This window comes from Saezia sanguinis (assembly GCF_963921665.1).
Classification (GTDB): Bacteria; Pseudomonadota; Gammaproteobacteria; order Burkholderiales; family Burkholderiaceae_C; genus Saezia; species Saezia sanguinis.
The window spans coordinates 71,596-90,432 of sequence record NZ_CAWUGC010000018.1 but is presented as its reverse complement, the minus strand read 5'-3'; the positions used below and the strand labels follow the sequence as shown (position 1 = coordinate 90,432).

Here is an 18,837-nt window from a genome sequence, read left to right as displayed (position 1 = left end):
TTTCCTTCTTCTACTAATTGAGCCACAGGAACCAGGTCATCAGCACAAACACGCCGAACACCATCGCCAAAGCATAGTGGTAGATATAACCTGTTTGGAACCTGCGTACCAATGCTGCAATGCGGCCCACAATTTTCCAGGATCCATTGACCAGTCCTCCGTCAATGACACCCTGATCTCCGGCCTTCCACAGCAAATTCCCCAATTTAACGCCAAGTCCGGCAAAGACATTAATCCAAAGCCAGTCCATGTAATACTTGGCATCCAGAATTTTGTACAGCCATGCAAAATTCTTTTTAATCCATGCCGGAATTCCGGGCTTGACCATGTACAGGAACCAGGCAACCACCACCCCGGCCAAAGCCAGCCAGAACGGCGCGGCCATCAAACCATGTGTGGTCATCGCCCATACACCATGAAAGCCCGCTTTCATTTCTTCCATGACGGCATGATTGCTCAGTGGCTCAACAATACCGTCAAAGAAATTACCGTATAACAAAGGCCCAATGATATAGCCTGCAATAACAGATGGAATAGCCAGCGCAATCAGTGGCAATGTCATTGACAGCGGGGTTTCATGCGGCTTCCCGCTATGCCCATGGTGATCATCTGCATGCGGGTCATGCGGCGCCTGGTCATAACGTTCCTTACCGTGGAATACCAGAAAATACACACGGAAAGAATACAACGCCGTGACAAAAACACCAGCCAAAACAGCAAATGAAGCAAAACCGGAGCCATAAAGATGGCTTTCCTGAACGGCTTCAATAATACTGTCCTTCGAGTAGAAACCTGAAAACAACGGGGTGCCGATCAATGCCAGGGAACCGATCAGAAATGTGATCCAAGTGATCGGCATGTATTTGCGCACGCCGCCCATATAGCGGATGTCCTGGTTATGGTGCATGCCAATGATGACAGAACCGGCGCCCAGGAACAGCAATGCTTTAAAGAACGCATGCGTCATCAGGTGGAAAATTGCAATCGGATAGGCCGACACACCCAGTGCCACCACCATATACCCTAACTGCGAAAGCGTTGAATACGCCACCACACGTTTGATGTCGTTCTGGATAATCCCCAGAAAGCCCATGAACAAAGCCGTAATGGCACCAATGATCAGCACAAAACTCAGCGCCGTATCAGACAACTCAAACAACGGCGACATGCGGGTCACCATAAAGATACCGGCCGTCACCATGGTTGCCGCGTGGATCAGTGCCGAAATCGGTGTCGGGCCTTCCATCGAATCAGGCAGCCACACATGCAACGGAAACTGTGCCGATTTACCCATGGCGCCAATAAACAGGCAAATACAAGCCACTGTGAGCAATTGCCAGTCTGTGCCGGGGAAAGCCATGGTAGCCAGCGAATCCTTCTGGGCAAAAATGTCGTTGTAATTCAGCGAACCCGTTGCTGCAGCCAGCAAACCTATCCCTAAGATAAAACCGAAGTCACCGACGCGGTTCAGCAAAAAGGCCTTCAGGTTGGCAAAAATCGCTGTCGGGCGTGTATACCAAAAACCAATCAACAGGTAAGAAACCAGACCAACCGCTTCCCAGCCAAAGAACAGCTGGAGCATGTTATTGGCCATCACCAGCATCAGCATGGAGAATGTGAACAGGCTGATGTATGAAAAGAAACGCTGATATCCCGGATCATCGTGCATATAGCCGATGGTATAAACGTGCACCATCAGCGACACAAAAGTCACCACACACATCATCAAGGCCGTCAGGTTATCGACCATGAAGCCGATTTCCATCTTCATGCCGCCAATCATGGCCCACTCATAAATGGTGTCGTTGAACGTGGCGCCACCGAGCGTCTGGGAAAACACGATTGCTGAGCAGATGAACGAAATCAGTACCCCCAGAATCGTAACCCACTGAGCCCCTTTTCGACCGACCTGCTTACCGAATAACCCGGCGACAATACAGCCTGCCAAAGGCACCATCGGTACGGCCAGCAATAAACTTTGTGAAATAGTTGTCGTCATAGTGTTCACTTGCTGGATGGTTACCCTTTAAGGGAATCAAGTTCGTCAGCATTAATTGACGAACGGTTACGGAATAGCAGAACCAGAATCGCCAGACCGATAGCAGACTCTGCCGCAGCGACCGTCAGGATAAAAAACACAAAAATCTGTCCGTTCAGATCGCCAAGGAAATGCGAAAACGCGACAAAGTTCATGTTAACCGCCAACAGCATCAGCTCAATGGCCATCAGCAGCACAATCAGATTCTTGCGGTTCATGAAAATACCCACGACAGACAGCGCAAACAAAATTGCACCCAGCGTCAGAAAGTGTCCCAGTGTCAATGTCATGCTTTTTCTCCTCCCTGTGCTGCGGGCGTCTCGCCCGATGCAGCAGCATCAGGTGCATCTTCTGCCGCTGCTTCAGCGCCGCGGTTCACCGCTTCAAGCTTCACAACCTTCAGGCGATCCGCCTTGTTCGCCTTCAACTGCTCAGATACTTCTATCGCCTTGTTGTTAGCCCTGCGGGGCCGGAATGTCAAAGCAATGGCAGCAATCATCCCCACCAGCAGCAATATGGCAGCAATTTCAAACGGATACAGGTAATCGGTATAAAGCTTCTGCCCGATATCTGCTGCATTACCTCTGGCAGAAACCTCGCTCGTCACACTCGCCAGCGTTTCAGAGCCAAACCCGCCCATCAACACAATCCCTGCTTCAACAATAATTACCACAGCAATCATCAGCCCAACCGGGAAATACTTCCAGAAGTCGCGACGCAATGTATCAATGTTGATATCCAGCATCATCACAATAAACAGGAACAGCACCATCACCGCGCCCACATAGACCAGCACCAGCACAATAGCCAGAAACTCAGCCCTGAGCAGCATCCAGATTCCTGCAGCATTAAAAAATGCCAGAATTAAATAAAGCACTGCATAAACCGGATTACGCGCTGTAACAACCCGAAACCCCGAAAACACCAGAAGTGCTGCGAAAAAATAAAAGAAAGCGGTTATGACCATGCTTGTTTGCCTTGCATCATGTTACTAGCGGTAACGTGCATCAGCCTCCTTATTGGCGGCTATCTCTTTTTCGTACCGGTCACCAATAGCTAAGAGCATATCCTTGGTGAAATACAGATCCCCTTTTTTCTCTCCGTGGTAGTCGAAAATATGCGTTTCCACAATGGAGTCCACCGGGCAGCTTTCTTCGCAAAAACCACAGAAAATACATTTGGCCAAATCAATGTCGTAACGCGTTGTGCGGCGGGAGCCATCTTCGCGCTCGGCACTTTCAATCGAAATGGCCAGTGCCGGACAAACGGCCTCACACAGTTTGCATGCAATGCAACGCTCTTCACCGTTTTCATAACGCCTGAGTGCATGCAAGCCACGAAAACGCGGAGACAGTGGTGTTTGTTCTTCCGGGTAATACACGGTAATGGTCGGAGACCAGAAGTGGCGCCCCGTTACCATGAGCCCCTGGAGAAGCTCCTTGAGCAAAAAGGTGTTAAAGAAATTTTTGATCGCAGACATTGCTGTCGTCCTTTGTCAACTGCGGGATCAACCCGTATAAGTCCAGATGTTCCATGGTGACATGATCCATATCCCTACCAGTACCAGCCAAACCAGCGTGACAGGAATAAACACCTTCCAGCCCAAACGCATGATCTGGTCATAGCGATAGCGCGGGAAAGTGGCACGTACCCACAGGAACATGGTTACAACGCAGAATGTTTTTATGCCCAGCCAGATCCAGCCCGGAATAAAGCTCAGGAAAGCAAACGGTGCATCCCATCCACCCAGGAAGAACGTGACGGTCAGGATGGAAACCAGGATCATGTTGGCATATTCGGCCAGGAAGAAAATAGCAAACCCCATGCCTGAATATTCAATCATGTGCCCGGCCACAATTTCCGATTCACCTTCGACAACGTCAAACGGGTGACGGTTACATTCGGCCAGGCCCGAGGTGAAATAAATCACAAAAATAGGCAGCAAGGGCAGCCAGTTCCATGACAGAAAATTCAGCCCCCAGCTGGCAAACATGCCCTGCTGCTGCCCCACCACAATCGTGGACATATTCAGGCTGCCGGAAACCATCAGAATGATCACGGCACAAAAACCCATGGCCAGTTCATACGAAATCATCTGTGCAGAAGCACGCATGGCACCGAGGAACGCATACTTGGAGTTAGATGCCCAGCCGGCAATGATAATGCCGTAAATTTCCAGTGAGGTAATCGACAGCAGCAACAACAAACCGGCGTTGACATTGGCCACTGCCATATCCGGCCCGAACGGAATCACCACCCAAGCAGCCAGTGATGCCCCCATGGTAATGGCCGGCGCCATATAAAACAGCACCTTATTGGCTTTGGCCGGCGTAATCACTTCCTTAAAAATCAGCTTGGTCGCATCAGCAATCGGTGTCAGCAAACCCCAGGGGCCCACACGGTTCGGACCGGGACGAATCTGTGTATGCCCAATCCCGACACGCTCCCACATGGTCAGATAGGCTACCAGGGTCAATAACGGAGCCAGCACAACGGCAATTTTGATCACTGTCCAAATCAGTGTCCAAAAGGAGTATCCAAAAACCCCTAATCCCCAGTTGTAAATGAAATCGATCATTTTTTATCCAGTCTTTCTCATCATGGCCCTGGCTCAGACCTTCACAATTGTCAGTGGACCAAACGCATTTCCCAGCGTTGCAGTCAATGGATGACCAACGGGAACACGTAACGTACCGTTTGCCTGTGCTGGTGCATGCACAGCTTGCAAAACAGCATGGGCTTCACCCTGCTGAACACGAACCTGATCGCCATCCTGCAACCCCATATCCTTCCAGATATGCGTAGGTACGCCCACAACCGGAGGCTTGGCGTCTCTGGTAGCCTGCAGTGCAGGTGCCCTGCGAACAAGTGCGTCTGCCGCATAAATCGGCACTTCTGCAACACGCTCATACTCGCCTGCACCCAGGTTCAAAGAGAATTCGGCGGGCACTGCTGCTTCGCTCTGGTTGGACAAGCCAGACTTCAAAAGCCCGGTTTCATCTGTTGCCAGATTCATCAATGCGGCTTCACGAACCTCCTGCGCGCTGTTGTATGCAAGGCCTGATAACCCCAGCATATCAGCCAGAACACGCAGCACCTTCCATGCCGGACGCGTCTCACCCAAAGGTGTTGTCACACCGTGGAACGACTGCACACGCCCTTCTGCATTGATGAACGTACCTGCTGTTTCCGTAAACGGCGCGATTGGCAGCAAAGCATCTGCATAGTCCATTGCTTTTTCGCTCTTGAACGCAGACATGCATATCACTGTGTCAGCGCCTTTGAGCGAAGTATAGGCACGTGCAGGGTTGGCCATATCCAGTTCAGGCTCGGTTGCCAGCAGAATATAAGCACGCAAAGATTTTTCCAGCATCTGCGCTGCATTTAAACCGCTGTTTTGAGGCATTGCCTTCACCAGTTGTGCGCCAACTGTGTTGGCGTCTTCCGTCAAATACCCAACGGTTGCGCCGGTTTGCTCGGCAATCCAGTTAGCGGCTGTCAGCAACTGAGAAGCGCGGGGGTGCTGTGCAGCCATATTTCCCAGCAGAATGGCTTTACTCTGGCCGGAAATCAGTGACTTGGCAATGGCTGTTGAAACCTCGTCAGCAGTACCGGCAAATGGCGACTGTGTTCCTTTTTCCTGTGCAACAGCCTGTGCCACATTGCACAGTGCTTTCAGCCACTGGGATGGTGCCACCACCACTTCACCAGCAATTGGCAAACGCCAATCGTCGGCCACCGCGTGGATACGGAACACCTCTGCGCCCTGCTTGTTGCAGGCCTGGCGGATACGCTGTGCAAACAGCGGATGATCCTTATTCAAGAAAGAGCCTACCACCAATGCACTGTTCAACGTGGACAGCGATGCAATGCTGGTTCCCAGCCAATGTGCGCCATGGCCTTGTACAAATTCTGAATGACGCAACCGGAAATCCACATTATCGGAACCGTACTCACGCATCAGGCTGGAGAGCAGATACAACTCCTCCACCGTAGAATGGCCTGTCGCCAAAGCCCCCACGCTGTCAGCACCATGCGTTTGGGCAACATCTTTCAGAGCACGAGCCACATAATCCAGCGCGGTCGGCCAGTCCACTTCATGCCAGCGCCCATCCTGCTTGAGCATCGGTTTGGTCAAGCGCTGGTCACTGTTCAGTGCTTCGTAGGAAAAACGATCACGGTCAGCTATCCAGCATTCGTTCACATCTTCATTTTCCAGCGGTACCACACGCATGACCTGCGCCCCCTTCACCTGCACCACCAGATTGGCACCGGTGGAATCATGCGGGCTGACGCTTTTGCGCCTGGAAAGCTCCCAGGTACGAGCTGAATAGCGGAAAGGCTTGCTGGTTAACGCACCGACCGGGCAAATGTCAATCATGTTGCCGGAAATCTCGGAGTCCACGGTTGAACCCAAAAATGTCGTGATTTCTGCGTGCTCGCCCCGGTTCACCATGCCCAGTTCCATAATACCGGCAATTTCCTGCCCGAAGCGCACACAGCGGGTACATTGAATACAGCGGCTCATTTCCTCCATGGAAATCAGCGGACCTACATTTTTATGGAACACCACCCGTTTTTCTTCGGTATAGCGCGAGCCGTCACTGCCATAACCCACAGCCAGATCCTGCAGCAAACACTCACCACCCTGGTCACAGATCGGGCAATCCAGCGGATGGTTAATCAGTAAAAATTCCATCACCGATTGCTGTGCTGCAACGGCTTTTTCACTCTTGGTATGAACAACCATACCCTGCGTCACAGGCGTGGCACATGCAGGTACCGGCTTAGGTGCCTTTTCAACGTCCACCAGACACATGCGGCAGTTGGCCGCAATGGAGAGTTTTTTGTGATAGCAAAAATGAGGAATGAACGTACCGGCCTTCTCAGCAGCCTGCATCACCATGCTGCCTTCTGTGACCTCAACCTTACGACCATCAAGTTCTATTTCAACCATGGAGTGCATCCTGCTGACGAGACGAGTGCGCACCAACCTTACAGGTCTTGTGCTCAATGTGATAGGCGAATTCATCGCGGAAATGCTTCAGGAATGCCTGTACCGGCATGGCAGCGGCTTCCCCAAGCGCACAGATGGTTCGGCCTTTGATATTAAACGCCACCGAATCCAGTAAATCCAAATCTTCAGGCTTGCCCTGCCCATGCTCAATGCGGTGAATAATGCGCCACAACCAGCCGGTACCTTCACGGCAAGGTGTGCACTGGCCACACGATTCGTGCATGTAAAAATAAGACAAGCGCAGCAAACTGTTAACCATGCAACGTGTTTCGTCCATCACAATCACCGCACCAGACCCCATCATCGAACCGGCCTTGGCCAGATCGTCATAGTCCATCGTGGTATTCATGATGATTTCTGCCGGCAACACCGGAGCCGATGAACCGCCTGGAATTACCGCCTTGAGCTTATGCCCATGGCGTACGCCACCCGCCAGCCCCAGCAATTGAGAAAACGGAATGCCCATGGGCACTTCATAATTCCCCGGAAACTCCACATCCCCTGAGATGGAGAAAATCTTGGTGCCGCCATTGTTTGGCTTGCCGCAAGCCAGATATGCCTCACCGCCATTGAGAATAATCCACGGCACCGCGGCTAGTGTTTCCACATTGTTAATGGTAGTCGGCTTGCCATAAATACCAAAACTGGCAGGAAATGGCGGTTTAAAACGGGGTTGCCCTTTTTTACCTTCAATGGACTCCAGCAACGCCGTTTCTTCACCACAGATGTATGCCCCAAAACCATGGTGTGCATGCAACTGAAAGCTGAATCCCGAGCCTAAAATGTTATCTCCCAAATACCCCGCTGCTCTGGCTTCCTCTATCGCCTGCTCAAATCGTTCGTAAACTTCGAAAATCTCGCCGTGAATATAATTAAACCCGACACTGGCGCCCATGGTGTAGCCGCCAATCAGCATGCCCTCAATCACCATATGCGGGTTGAACATCAGAATATCGCGGTCTTTACACGTGCCCGGCTCGCCTTCGTCAGCGTTACACACCAGGTATTTCTGGCCCGGAAACGCGCGCGGCATGAAACTCCATTTCAAACCGGTTGGAAAACCAGCACCGCCACGACCACGCAGGGCTGATGTTTTGAGCGTGGCAATGATCTCATCCTGAGACATGCCGCTGCCGCCATCTTTACCCAGCACTTTGCGCAGTGCCTGATAGCCGCCGCGCGCTTCATAGTCTTTCAACCCCCAGTTCGTGCCATCGATACCGGCATAAATCTGCGGGTTAATGTGGCGGCCATGAAAACAGGTTTCTTTGCCTGTTGCTGCAAACTGGGCCAGAACGTCTTGTACCTTCATTGCGCGTCCTCCGCTGACTTCAGGCCGTCAATGAGCTGATCCAGTTTGTCATTGTCCATAAAGCTGCACATGTTACGGTCATTCACCAGCATCACCGGCGTGTCGGCACATGCGCCCAGACATTCACATTCCTGCACAGTGAACAGGCCGTCCGCCGTCGTTTCGCCGACATTCACGTTCAGTTTTTTGCACAGATGCTCTACCGCTTCTTTACCGCCACGCAACTGGCAAGACAGGTTGGTGCATACATTCAGTTTGTATTTGCCAACCGGTTTTTGGTTGTACATGTTGTAAAAGCTGGTCACCTCGCGCACGGCAATCGCTGGCATCTCTAAATACTCTGCGACCTGCGCCTCAGCCTCGGGTGATATCCACCCCTGCTCCTGTTGCACAATGGCCAGACAAGCCATCACCGCAGACTGTTTTTGATCTGCCGGGTACTTTTCCAGTTCGCGTGCAAATCGCTGTTTGGTTGCTTCAGATATCATCGGTCAACATCTCCAAACACAATATCCATCGTGCCAATAATCGCCACCACGTCAGCAAGCATGTGCCCTTTGGCCATGACATCCATTGCTGAAAGGTGTACAAAACCTGGTGAACGCAGCCTGAACCGGTATGGTTTGTTGGCCCCGTCACTGATCAGATAAACACCCAGTTCACCCTTCGGATGTTCAATCCCCGCATACGCCTCCCCTTCAGGAGCACTCATCCCTTCAGAAAACAGTTTGAAGTGATGAATCAGCGACTCCATGGAGGTTTTCATTTCCACGCGCGAAGGTGGCGCCACTTTATGATCATCCGTAATCACCGGCCCCGGATTCACACGCAGCCAGTCCACACACTGTTTGATGATGCGTACGGACTGACGCATTTCCTCGACACGCACCAGATAGCGGTCATAACAATCGCCGTTGGTACCGATAGGAACATCAAAATCCATGCGGTCATACACTTCGTAGGGTTGATGTTTACGCAGGTCCCACAATATGCCGGAGCCCCGCAGCATCGGCCCTGTGAACCCAAGCTGCTTGGCCTCTTCAGGGCTGACCACACCAATACCCACCGTGCGTTGCTTCCAGATGCGGTTTTCTGTCAGCAGGGTTTCGTAATCATCCAGATTTTTGTGATAACGCCCGGCAAACTCATCAATGAAGTCCAGCAAACTGCCTTCACGTGGCTTGTTGCGGCGTTTGGTCGATTTGGCATTGTGAATTTTCGACTCTTTATACAAAGCCATGGAATCCGGCAAATCGCGGTATACACCACCTGGCCGGAAATAAGCCGCATGCATACGGGCACCGGAAACCGCTTCGTACATATCAAAAATATCTTCACGGTCACGCATGCCATAAATCATCATGTTCATGGCACCACAGTCAAGCCCGTGCGAACCTAAGAACATCAAATGATTCGCCAGACGCGTAATCTCAGAAAACATGACACGGATATACTGCGCACGAATAGGCACTTTGATGCCCAGCAGCTTTTCCACCGCCAGACAGTAGGCGTGCTCATTGCACATCATGGACACATAGTCCAAACGGTCCATGTAAGGCAGATTCTGAAGATAAGTACGGGTTTCTGCAAGTTTTTCCGTACCCCGGTGTAACAAACCAATGTGCGGGTCAGCCCGCTCTACCACCTCACCATCAAGCTCAAGCACCAAACGCAGCACACCGTGTGCTGCCGGATGCTGTGGGCCAAAGTTAAGTGTGTAATTCTTGATTTCTGCCATGGCTTACCTTGTGTATCTGCTACTAGCGGTTTGTACCTACTTTGGTTATCTGAAGTTAATGCCTGACGCCACCGTAACCATCTTCACGAATCACTCTGGGAATGATCTCTCGCGGCTCAATCGTGACAGGCTGGTACACCACCCTTTGCTGCTTTTCGTCGTAGATCATTTCGACATGACCAGAGATCGGAAAATCTTTGCGCTGCGGGTGTCCGATAAAACCATAATCTGTGAGAATTCTGCGCAAATCCGGATGACCTTCAAAGACAACACCGTACATGTCAAACACTTCGCGTTCAAACCAATTGGTGTTCGGCCAAACGTTAACCAGCGAAGGCAAAACCGGCATTTCATCATCGGCACAGGCCACTTTCACGCGGATACGCTGGTTCTGTGCAATGGAGAGCAACTGCAATACAACGTAGTAACGCGGCCCATCGTATTCGCCTTCACGGTAGGTTGAATAGTCAACGCCGCACAGGTCAATCAGTATTTCAAATTTACAGGCACTGTCGTCACGCAGTTTTTGACAGGCAGCCAGATAATTTTCCGGGCTGACTTCAAGCACCAGATCACCTCTGATAATCTGTGCCTTTTTGAGCAGAGATCCTAAAACTGTTTCGACGGTGGATTGAAAAGTTTCAACATAGCTCATCGCTCAATACCTCGCTATGGAATTAGTTCGGCGAATTTTTTTATGCAACTGCAAAATGCCGTATGCCAGCGCTTCAGCCGTTGGCGGGCAACCAGGCACGTACACATCCACCGGCACAATGCGGTCGCAGCCTCTAACCACTGAATAGCTGTAGTGGTAATAACCACCGCCATTGGCGCAAGAGCCCATGGAGATAACCCAGCGCGGTTCAGCCATCTGGTCATACACCTTGCGCAAAGCCATAGCCATCTTGTTGCACAAAGTGCCTGAGACAATCATCAGGTCTGACTGTCTGGGGCTTGGCCGGAACAGCATGCCAAAGCGGTCGGCATCATAACGTGCGCCGCCAAAATGCATCATTTCCATGGCACAGCATGCCAGACCAAAAGTCATCGGCCACAACGAACCGGTTTTAGACCAGTTCATCAAGGCATCCACCTTGGTTACTATAAAACCATCTTTTTTGATGTTATCGCCATCAGCCATGTGCGATTACTCCCAATTGAGCGCGCCTTTTTTCCATTCGTAGGCAAAACCCACGACCAGAATCGCCAGAAAAATCATCACTGCAATGAAACCCGTCATTCCCACATCGCGCATCACAATGGCCCATGGGAACAAAAACGCAATTTCAAGATCGAACAAAATGAAAAGGATGGCGACGAGGTAGTAACGCACGTCGAATTTGATACGAGCGTCTTCAAAAGCTTCGAAACCGCATTCGTATGCGGACCGCTTTTCTGCGTCTGGATGTTTCGGACCAACCAGATAACCCAGAAGTGGCAAACCTCCGCCAATTCCCAGTCCGATTGCAATGAAAATAATGACGGCAAGATACGGTTCTAAATTCATCGAGGTTTCTCCGTTAAGCCTTTTTATTTTATGCTGCGATGCAAAGTGTACCTTATTGGTGTAACACTTTCCACCATCAGCCTTCGTCTCCAGTACAGGATATAACTCCACCTGTACACTCTTTATTTGGTGCCGACGGCGAGACTTGAACTCGCACGACTTTCGCCACTACCCCCTCAAGATAGCGTGTCTACCAATTCCACCACGTCGGCTTTATTTTTTACCCGACACAGCATGCAACTGCTGCATCTGAAATTCATATCAAATGAAAGGAATAATTGTAACTGAAATTAAAGTCAGTTTGCAGGTATCTGATTCACTCCCTGGGTTGGGGTTGACTCTGGGTTCGGTTGTGTCGTAGTTGCCGCAGGAGCCTCATCTGCCGGGGTGCTTGTCACCGCTGCCGGCACTGCTGCAGGAGGCATCTGAGGATTGTCAAAAACGCTGCCGGAACCGCCTGTCGTTTTAAATCCAATATACGTCAAAGCCAATGTGGCGACGAAAAAAATCGTCACTGCTGTTGAGGTCATTCTGGAAAGAAAATTAGCACTTCCGCTGGAGCCGAATAGACTCCCGGCGCTGCCGCTGCCAAACGCAGCCCCCATATCGGCACCTTTACCATGCTGCAATAAAACCAGACAAATGATCGCAATTGCAGCAATGATTTGAATGACCAGAAGGACAATGGAAAATCCACTCATACCCATAATATACGCCTAACTCCGTCAACAATTCACAATAAACATGTCCGCAGCAAAACTTAAACTTCAATTGCTGCTTGAATAATCGCTAAAAAATCTTCTGATTTTAACGAAGCCCCGCCAATAAGGCCACCGTCAATATCAGATTCACCGAATAACTCGCGTGCATTATCTGCTTTTACACTGCCACCGTACAGAATTGGCACATCGCCCGCCCCTGATCCGATCAACTGTGCACGCAATTGTGCGTGAACCGCCTGCGCCTGCGCTGGCGTCGCGTTTTTACCTGTGCCAATCGCCCATACCGGCTCATATGCCAGAACAATGGACGTTGTATCACCGGCCAGCAGATCAATCACCGCTCCAAGTTGCCTTGATACAACAGCATGTGTCAGCCCGGATTCCTGCTCGTCTGCAGTCTCTCCCACACAGACAATCGGCGTTATACCGGCATTCAGTGCCTGCCTGGCTTTCTGTGCCACAACCTCATCGCTTTCACCATGCAGGGCACGGCGCTCTGAGTGACCCACAATCACATATTGACAGCCAAAATCAACCAGCATGGAAGCCGATACATCGCCCGTAAAAGCGCCTGCATCATGCTCAGAAACATCCTGCGCGCCCCATGCCATGCACGAAGTGTCCAGCACCTGCTGGCACTGCGCCAGATAAGGGAATGGCGCACACACGGCAACCGTCACCTTTTCAGCAATGCAAGCCGTTGATAATGACTGCAGCAGCACTTCGTTTTGTGCCTTATCGCCATTCATCTTCCAGTTACCAACAACCAAATTTTTTCTCATACTTCATTCCTTCGTGCACAGGGCTGCGGGCAGATGTTAATCAGCAAGCAACTGCCAGTCCAACACCAGCTTCCCCACATGTGCCCGGCTTTCCATACGGGTATGAGCCTGTACCACATCTTGTGGGGCAAATACCTGATCAACCACCGGTTGAATATCTCCGCGTTCAATCATCGGCCAGACTTTTGCCTTCAGTTCAGCAGCAATCTGGCCTTTAAAGGCAATTGGCCTGGGGCGCAGCGTTGAGCCAGTAATCACCAGGCGTCGGCGCAAAACCTTGCCTGCATCAAACTCCGAGGCAATTCCGCCTTGTACGGCAATAATCACCAACCGGCCATCCTCAGCCAGGCAATTGACCTCGCGTGCAACATAGCCGCCTGCCACCATATCCAAAATGACATCGGCCCCTTTGCCGTTGGTCACCTGCATGACCACTTTTTCGAAGTCCTGCGTTTTGTAGTTGATTGCCGTATCAGCGCCCAATTTCAAGCAGGCATCACATTTTTCATCACTGCCTGCCGTCACGATGACATAGGCGCCAAACTGCTTGGCCAGCATGATGGAAGTCACACCAATGCCGCTGGTGCCACCCTGTACCAGCAAAACCTCGCCAGACTGCAGGCGGCCACGCTGAAACACATTCGACCATACGGTGAAAAATGTTTCCGGCAAAGCCGCTGCCTGCACCCAGGTTAAGTTAGCCGGCATGGGCAGACACTGTAAAACAGGTGCAACGCACAGTTCCGCATAGCCGCCGCCAGCAACCAGTGCACACACTTTGTCGCCAACAGAAAAGCCTGCGGCCTGCATTGCCTGTGCATCACCACTGACAATTTCACCCGCCACTTCCAGCCCCGGGAGCTCCGATGCCCCTGGAGGCACCGGATAATGCCCTTTGCGCTGCAGCACATCAGGGCGGTTAATGCCCGATGCCTTCACCCGAATCAGCACCTCCCCCTGAGCAGGAGTCGGATCAGGCTCCGTCACCAGATGCAAAACATCCGGGGGGCCATACTGCGTGATTTTAATGGCGCGCATCCGTACTCTCCTTTACCTTTTGCTCAGAAGTCCGTGCTTTCAGAACACATCAGTTCTGCTGGTCTGACTCAGAAGAACCTTCCTGGGCCTGAGGCTGTTGTGCAGGCTTTTCGATCAATGCCTTCATGGAAAGCTTGATACGGCCTTTGTCATCCACATCCAGTGCTTTCACCTTCACAATCTGACCTTCGCTCAGATAGTCGGTAACCTTGTTCACGTGCTCATGTGCAATCTGGCTGATGTGCAGCAGGCCATCCTTGCCGGGCATGATGTTAACCAGTGCGCCAAAATCCAGCAGCTTCGTGATCGGGCCTTCATAGACCTTGCCCACTTCCACTTCGGCAGTGATGGCTTCAATGCGCTTGATCGCATCCTGCGCTTTGGCAGCGTCGTTGCTGGCTACGGTCACTGTGCCGTCGTCAGCAATATTGATCTGGGCGCCGGTTTCTTCGGTCAGCGCACGGATCACTGCTCCTCCCTTACCAATCACATCACGGATCTTTTCCGGGTTGATCTTGAGCGTATACAAACGGGGCGCAAACTCTGAAACATCGTCGCGAGAGCCATCCAGTGCTGCGGTCATCTTGCCCAGAATGTGCATCCGCGCTTCTTTGGCCTGTGCCAGAGCCACCTGCATGATTTCTTTGGTGATACCCTGGATTTTGATATCCATCTGCAATGCCGTAATACCAGCAGAGGTTCCTGCCACCTTGAAGTCCATGTCGCCCAGGTGATCTTCATCGCCCAGAATATCGGTCAACACGGCAAAACGGTTGTCCTCTTTGATCAGCCCCATGGCAATACCTGCCACGTGCGCTTTCAACGGAACACCAGCGTCCATCAGGCTCAGACAGCCGCCGCAGACCGAAGCCATTGAAGAAGAACCGTTGGATTCAAAAATTTCAGAAACCGTACGGATGGTGTAAGGAAACTCGGAAACAGAAGGCAGCACCGCTACCAGCGCACGTTTAGCCAGGCGGCCATGGCCGATTTCGCGGCGCTTCGGGCTGCCGACACGGCCGGTTTCTCCCGTTGCAAATGGCGGCATGTTGTAGTGGAAAATGAAATTGTCACGGAACTCGCCATCCAGCGCATCAATCAACTGCGAATCCTGTTCAGTACCCAGTGTCGTTGCAACCATGGCCTGTGTTTCGCCGCGGGTGAAAAGCGCCGAACCGTGGGTGCGCGGCAGTACAGAAGTGCGGATTTCAATCGGGCGCACTGTACGGGTATCACGGCCATCAATACGGGGTTCACCAGCCAGAATCTGCGAGCGCACAATACGAGCTTCAATGTCAAACATCAGCTGTTCAACCTTGACTTCGTCGAACTCTACTTCCTGTGCGGTTAAAGCGTCTTTCACTGCGGCATAAGCTTCACGCAGGGCCTGTGTACGGGGCTGTTTGGAGCGAATTTGATAGGCTGCACGCAGCTTGTCCTCAGCCAGACGGGTCACCTTGCCAATGAACTCCTCGTCTTTGACAGGAGGCACCCATGTACCAGCCTGCAGCCAGTCAGGCTTGCCTGCTTCGCGTACCAGATCATTGATGGCTGCAATCGCCACTTTACCCTGCTCATGGCCATAAACCACAGCGCCCAGCATCACTTCTTCGGTCAACTGACTGGCTTCTGATTCCACCATCAGCACAGCAGAATCAGTACCGGCCACTACCAGATTCATCTGAGAATTTTTCAGCTCTGACGGACCGGGGTTCAGCACATACTCGCCATTCACATAACCGACCCGTGCAGCGCCAATCGGGCCATCAAACGGAATGCCGGAAATAGACAGTGCGGCGCTGGAAGCGATCAATGCAGCAATATCTGCTGACACCTCAGGATTCAATGACATCACATGAATCACCAGTTGCACTTCATTGTAAAAACCTTCCGGGAACAGCGGCCGGATCGGGCGGTCAATCAGGCGCGATGTCAGCGTTTCATGTTCGCTGGGTTTGGCTTCGCGCTTGAAAAAGCTACCGGGAATGCGGCCTGCCGCATACGTTTTTTCAATATAGTCGACGGTCAGCGGAAAAAAATCCTGCCCTTCTTTCGCCGTTTTGGCAGCCACCACAGTGGCCAGCACCACAGTGTCATCTATGTTCACCAAAACCGCCCCAGTCGCCTGGCGCGCAATTTCACCGGTTTCCATGGTAACCGTATGTGAACCCCACTGGAATGTTTTGGTCACTTTATTGAACATGGTCATTATTTTGATCTCCTTCATGGCTTGTACCAGACGTTAACGCCCGCCAAGCATTTAGACAAATTCCGAAGTCCATGTTTTGCTGCAAGATGCCATTCCGAAGCGGCTCGATTGCCGGCTGCAAACCGCCTCGGAATGACACATCACACAAGAAAACCCTCAAAACTTCAGAAAACAAAAAGCCTGTGTGAGCGATTGATTTCACACAGGCTTTGCATCATTGACTTAACTTACTTACGTAAGCCCAGTTTGGCAATCAGAGCAGTATAACGGTCAGCATCTTTGCGCTTCAGGTAATCCAGCAGCTTACGGCGGCGGCTCACCATTTTCAGCAACCCACGGCGACCATGGTGGTCCTTGGCATGGGTTTTGAAATGGGGCGTCAGCTCGTTAATGCGAGCCGTCAGCAATGCGACCTGCACTTCGGGAGAGCCAGTATCGGCTGCACCGCGTGCGTTATCCTTGATAATTTCAGCTTTGTTGATATTTGCAACAGACATTTGATTTCCTTCAATATTGATAAACCCGCGAACACCGGTGGAATCAACCAGTGCCGTGACATTACAGCGCTTTGAACCAAGCGCCGCACTCAAACAGCCCCATGCACCAAAATATGGCACATGAAACCAAGACTTGGAATTATACACCAAGAAATTGGCTTAGGCGAGCCGCCCCCTGTAATATGCTCATAGCCATCATTTAATACCAATTTTCTCCCCTTCTTGCAAAAGCTGTTTCGCTCGAAGAAGCTCGTCATTCAGCACGTCGTCATAACGTTCCTCAAAATCCTCAACATCCTGCCCCAGAGTCAACACTCGCCGCAGGTGCTGTACTGCCTCTTTTTCTCGGCTGCTTTGCATGAGAAGGTCTCCCAGGCAGACCAATGCTTGGGCCAGTAAGACGACATCGCCCTCAGCCTTTGCCTGGCAGATCACATCGTTCAGCGCAGCTTCTCCACCTTCAATATTTTGTTGATCCAATAAAAGCAGCGCTTTTTGAAAATGTTGACGTGCATCCATTAATTATGACTTTCTGACTCTGCTCACCCTGTGTCTTACCAAACCATTAACCTGCAGGCCGCTGCATCTGGCAATAAGAAGGCATTTCCACCTGATCCGGCGTCAGCCGCAACACAGTGCGAAAACCGTATGCGCTGCCCTCATTGGTAAACCTGATACCTGGTGTACCGGCTTTCTCCATGCGCATCACCGTCAACATCTGCTGGAACTGGTGGTCCTGCGCCCGCATCACCCCCGAATGAAACGCATTCTGGTAATGCATGCCCTCAAGTGCCTGTGCAATCCATTGCGCATCCACAACTTCTGCCTGCGCCACGGCACGGGCCAGCATCTCCAGCATCACATGGATACGCAGCCGGATGAAGTCCTCATTGGGTTTGGAAAAACGCTTGCGAAACGCCAGATAAAACGCGTCGGACGCTTCCCCGGCCTTGCCTCCCAGCTCTACCCCCACATTCGGGTGCCACTCAATTACCGCCATGGCACGCCCAACCCCGGCATCTCCCATGGCTGTGGGGGTACCCAGGTCGTTGGCATAAAAGGTATAAAAACTGGCGTCCAGCCCCACATCGCGCACCGCACGCACCAGCAGACTCAGGTCGTTGCCATAATTACCCGTCACAATCGCCTGCGCACCGCTGGCCTTGATCTGGGTCGCGTAAGGAATAAAGTCTTTGACCTGCCCGGTAGGATGCAATACCTGCCCGACCACTTCAATATCCGGCCGGACTTCAGGAATCATCTGGCGCGCCCGCTCCACCACATACCGGCCAAAGCTGTAATCCTGCCCGACCAGGTACACTTTGGAAACATTCTGGTCGCCCTTGAGCACTTCAAACAGCGCCTTCAGGCGCATGTCGGCATGGGTATCAAAACGAAAATGCCAGAAACTGCAACGCTCGTTGGTCAAAGCGGTTTCCACTGCCGAATAATTCAAAAACAGCAGCCGTTGCGCCGGGTTACGTGCATTGTGCTTGTTGATGGCATCCAGTAACGCGCCAGCAACGGCGGAACTGTTACCCTGCGCAACGATACGGATCTTTTTATCCACCACCGCTTTCAGCATCGAAAGCGCCCCCTGCACAGAGCCCTGGGAATCAAAACGCTCCACCACCAGCCGGTGCGGAACGCCTTTGATCACAATGCCGCCTGCTGCATTGATTGCCCCACTGGCAAACAGGAAATTGCGGTAAATACCTTCCCCGGCATTGCCGAATGCCCCCGAAAACCCCTCAACCAGTGCCACTTTCACCTCAGGCCAACTCTGCTGCTCCTGCGCCCAGGCACTTGCGGCCCCTGCACTGCCCCATAACGCCAGAGGCAAACCAAGTAATTGGCGTCTTTTCCATAAATTCTGTGTCATATCAGCTCTTGAAAATAAATGGAGTGATCTTAAATATCCGTCAACGGGCCAGTAAATCGTGTCTGCAACAGCCAATTCACAAACATGTTCTGCTG

19 protein-coding genes and 1 tRNA gene are annotated in these 18,837 nt (G+C 51.7%); all 20 read right to left on the bottom strand.

Annotation, left to right across the window (positions count from 1 at the left end; genetic code table 11):
• Nucleotides 1-13 precede the first annotated feature (13 nt).
• Nucleotides 14-1,999, bottom strand: a complete 1,986-nt coding sequence (nuoL, locus tag AACY98_RS13110; RefSeq protein WP_339805692.1) for an NADH-quinone oxidoreductase subunit L — start codon at nt 1,997-1,999, stop codon at nt 14-16.
• A gap of 20 nt (nt 2,000-2,019) precedes the next feature.
• Complete coding sequence (gene nuoK, locus AACY98_RS13105; RefSeq protein WP_126977884.1) at nt 2,020-2,328, bottom strand: NADH-quinone oxidoreductase subunit NuoK; 309 nt, start codon at nt 2,326-2,328, stop codon at nt 2,020-2,022.
• A complete protein-coding gene (locus tag AACY98_RS13100; protein WP_339805689.1) occupies nt 2,325-3,005 on the bottom strand; it encodes an NADH-quinone oxidoreductase subunit J in 681 nt (226 codons plus the stop codon). Before AACY98_RS13100 ends, nuoK begins: the two co-directional genes overlap by 4 nt.
• 24 nt (nt 3,006-3,029) lie before the next feature.
• Nucleotides 3,030-3,518 (bottom strand): NADH-quinone oxidoreductase subunit NuoI, encoded by a 489-nt coding sequence (gene nuoI / locus AACY98_RS13095; protein ID WP_126977888.1) that lies wholly within the window; start codon nt 3,516-3,518, stop codon nt 3,030-3,032.
• 27 nt (nt 3,519-3,545) lie between these two features.
• On the bottom strand, nt 3,546-4,616 hold the full coding sequence (gene nuoH, locus AACY98_RS13090) for an NADH-quinone oxidoreductase subunit NuoH (RefSeq protein WP_126977890.1): 1,071 nt from the start codon (nt 4,614-4,616) through the stop codon (nt 3,546-3,548).
• Nucleotides 4,617-4,649: 33 nt separating this feature from the next.
• Nucleotides 4,650-6,995, bottom strand: a complete 2,346-nt coding sequence (gene nuoG, locus AACY98_RS13085; RefSeq protein ID WP_339805686.1) for an NADH-quinone oxidoreductase subunit NuoG — start codon at nt 6,993-6,995, stop codon at nt 4,650-4,652.
• The gene (gene nuoF / locus AACY98_RS13080; protein ID WP_126977894.1) at nt 6,988-8,367 is read right to left on the bottom strand and encodes an NADH-quinone oxidoreductase subunit NuoF; all 1,380 of its coding nucleotides are present in this window, start codon (nt 8,365-8,367) and stop codon (nt 6,988-6,990) included. Before nuoF ends, nuoG begins: the two co-directional genes overlap by 8 nt.
• Entirely contained in the window at nt 8,364-8,855 is a 492-nt protein-coding gene (nuoE, locus tag AACY98_RS13075; protein WP_339805682.1) for an NADH-quinone oxidoreductase subunit NuoE, read from the bottom strand. Before nuoE ends, nuoF begins: the two co-directional genes overlap by 4 nt.
• The gene (locus tag AACY98_RS13070) at nt 8,852-10,105 is read right to left on the bottom strand and encodes an NADH-quinone oxidoreductase subunit D (RefSeq protein ID WP_126977898.1); all 1,254 of its coding nucleotides are present in this window, start codon (nt 10,103-10,105) and stop codon (nt 8,852-8,854) included. Before AACY98_RS13070 ends, nuoE begins: the two co-directional genes overlap by 4 nt.
• Nucleotides 10,106-10,160: 55 nt before the next feature.
• Nucleotides 10,161-10,760, bottom strand: a complete 600-nt coding sequence (locus AACY98_RS13065; RefSeq protein WP_339805680.1) for an NADH-quinone oxidoreductase subunit C — start codon at nt 10,758-10,760, stop codon at nt 10,161-10,163.
• Between the two features lie 3 nt (nt 10,761-10,763).
• The gene (locus AACY98_RS13060) at nt 10,764-11,246 is read right to left on the bottom strand and encodes a NuoB/complex I 20 kDa subunit family protein (protein WP_126977902.1); all 483 of its coding nucleotides are present in this window, start codon (nt 11,244-11,246) and stop codon (nt 10,764-10,766) included.
• 6 nt (nt 11,247-11,252) lie between these two features.
• Nucleotides 11,253-11,612 (bottom strand): NADH-quinone oxidoreductase subunit A, encoded by a 360-nt coding sequence (gene ndhC / locus AACY98_RS13055; RefSeq protein WP_126978532.1) that lies wholly within the window; start codon nt 11,610-11,612, stop codon nt 11,253-11,255.
• Between the two features lie 127 nt (nt 11,613-11,739).
• Nucleotides 11,740-11,824: transfer RNA gene (locus AACY98_RS13050), tRNA-Leu, on the bottom strand.
• Nucleotides 11,825-11,908: 84 nt separating this feature from the next.
• Entirely contained in the window at nt 11,909-12,313 is a 405-nt protein-coding gene (gene secG, locus AACY98_RS13045; protein WP_339805677.1) for a preprotein translocase subunit SecG, read from the bottom strand.
• A gap of 59 nt (nt 12,314-12,372) precedes the next feature.
• Nucleotides 12,373-13,116 carry a triose-phosphate isomerase gene (tpiA, locus tag AACY98_RS13040; protein WP_339805675.1) on the bottom strand — a complete coding sequence of 248 codons (744 nt, stop codon included), beginning with the start codon at nt 13,114-13,116 and terminating at the stop codon, nt 12,373-12,375.
• 36 nt (nt 13,117-13,152) lie between these two features.
• A complete protein-coding gene (locus AACY98_RS13035) occupies nt 13,153-14,154 on the bottom strand; it encodes an NAD(P)H-quinone oxidoreductase (protein WP_339805673.1) in 1,002 nt (333 codons plus the stop codon).
• A gap of 49 nt (nt 14,155-14,203) precedes the next feature.
• Nucleotides 14,204-16,363, bottom strand: coding sequence for a polyribonucleotide nucleotidyltransferase (gene pnp, locus AACY98_RS13030; protein WP_423817572.1), 2,160 nt, complete (start codon nt 16,361-16,363; stop codon nt 14,204-14,206).
• 227 nt (nt 16,364-16,590) lie between these two features.
• Nucleotides 16,591-16,860: a 30S ribosomal protein S15 gene (gene rpsO, locus AACY98_RS13025; RefSeq protein ID WP_126977910.1), complete on the bottom strand. Its 270-nt coding sequence runs from the start codon at nt 16,858-16,860 to the stop codon at nt 16,591-16,593.
• 195 nt (nt 16,861-17,055) lie between these two features.
• On the bottom strand, nt 17,056-17,379 hold the full coding sequence (locus AACY98_RS13020) for a hypothetical protein (RefSeq protein ID WP_339805671.1): 324 nt from the start codon (nt 17,377-17,379) through the stop codon (nt 17,056-17,058).
• 46 nt (nt 17,380-17,425) lie between these two features.
• A complete protein-coding gene (locus AACY98_RS13015) occupies nt 17,426-18,742 on the bottom strand; it encodes a branched-chain amino acid ABC transporter substrate-binding protein (RefSeq protein WP_339805669.1) in 1,317 nt (438 codons plus the stop codon).
• Between the last annotated feature and the right edge of the window lie 95 nt (nt 18,743-18,837).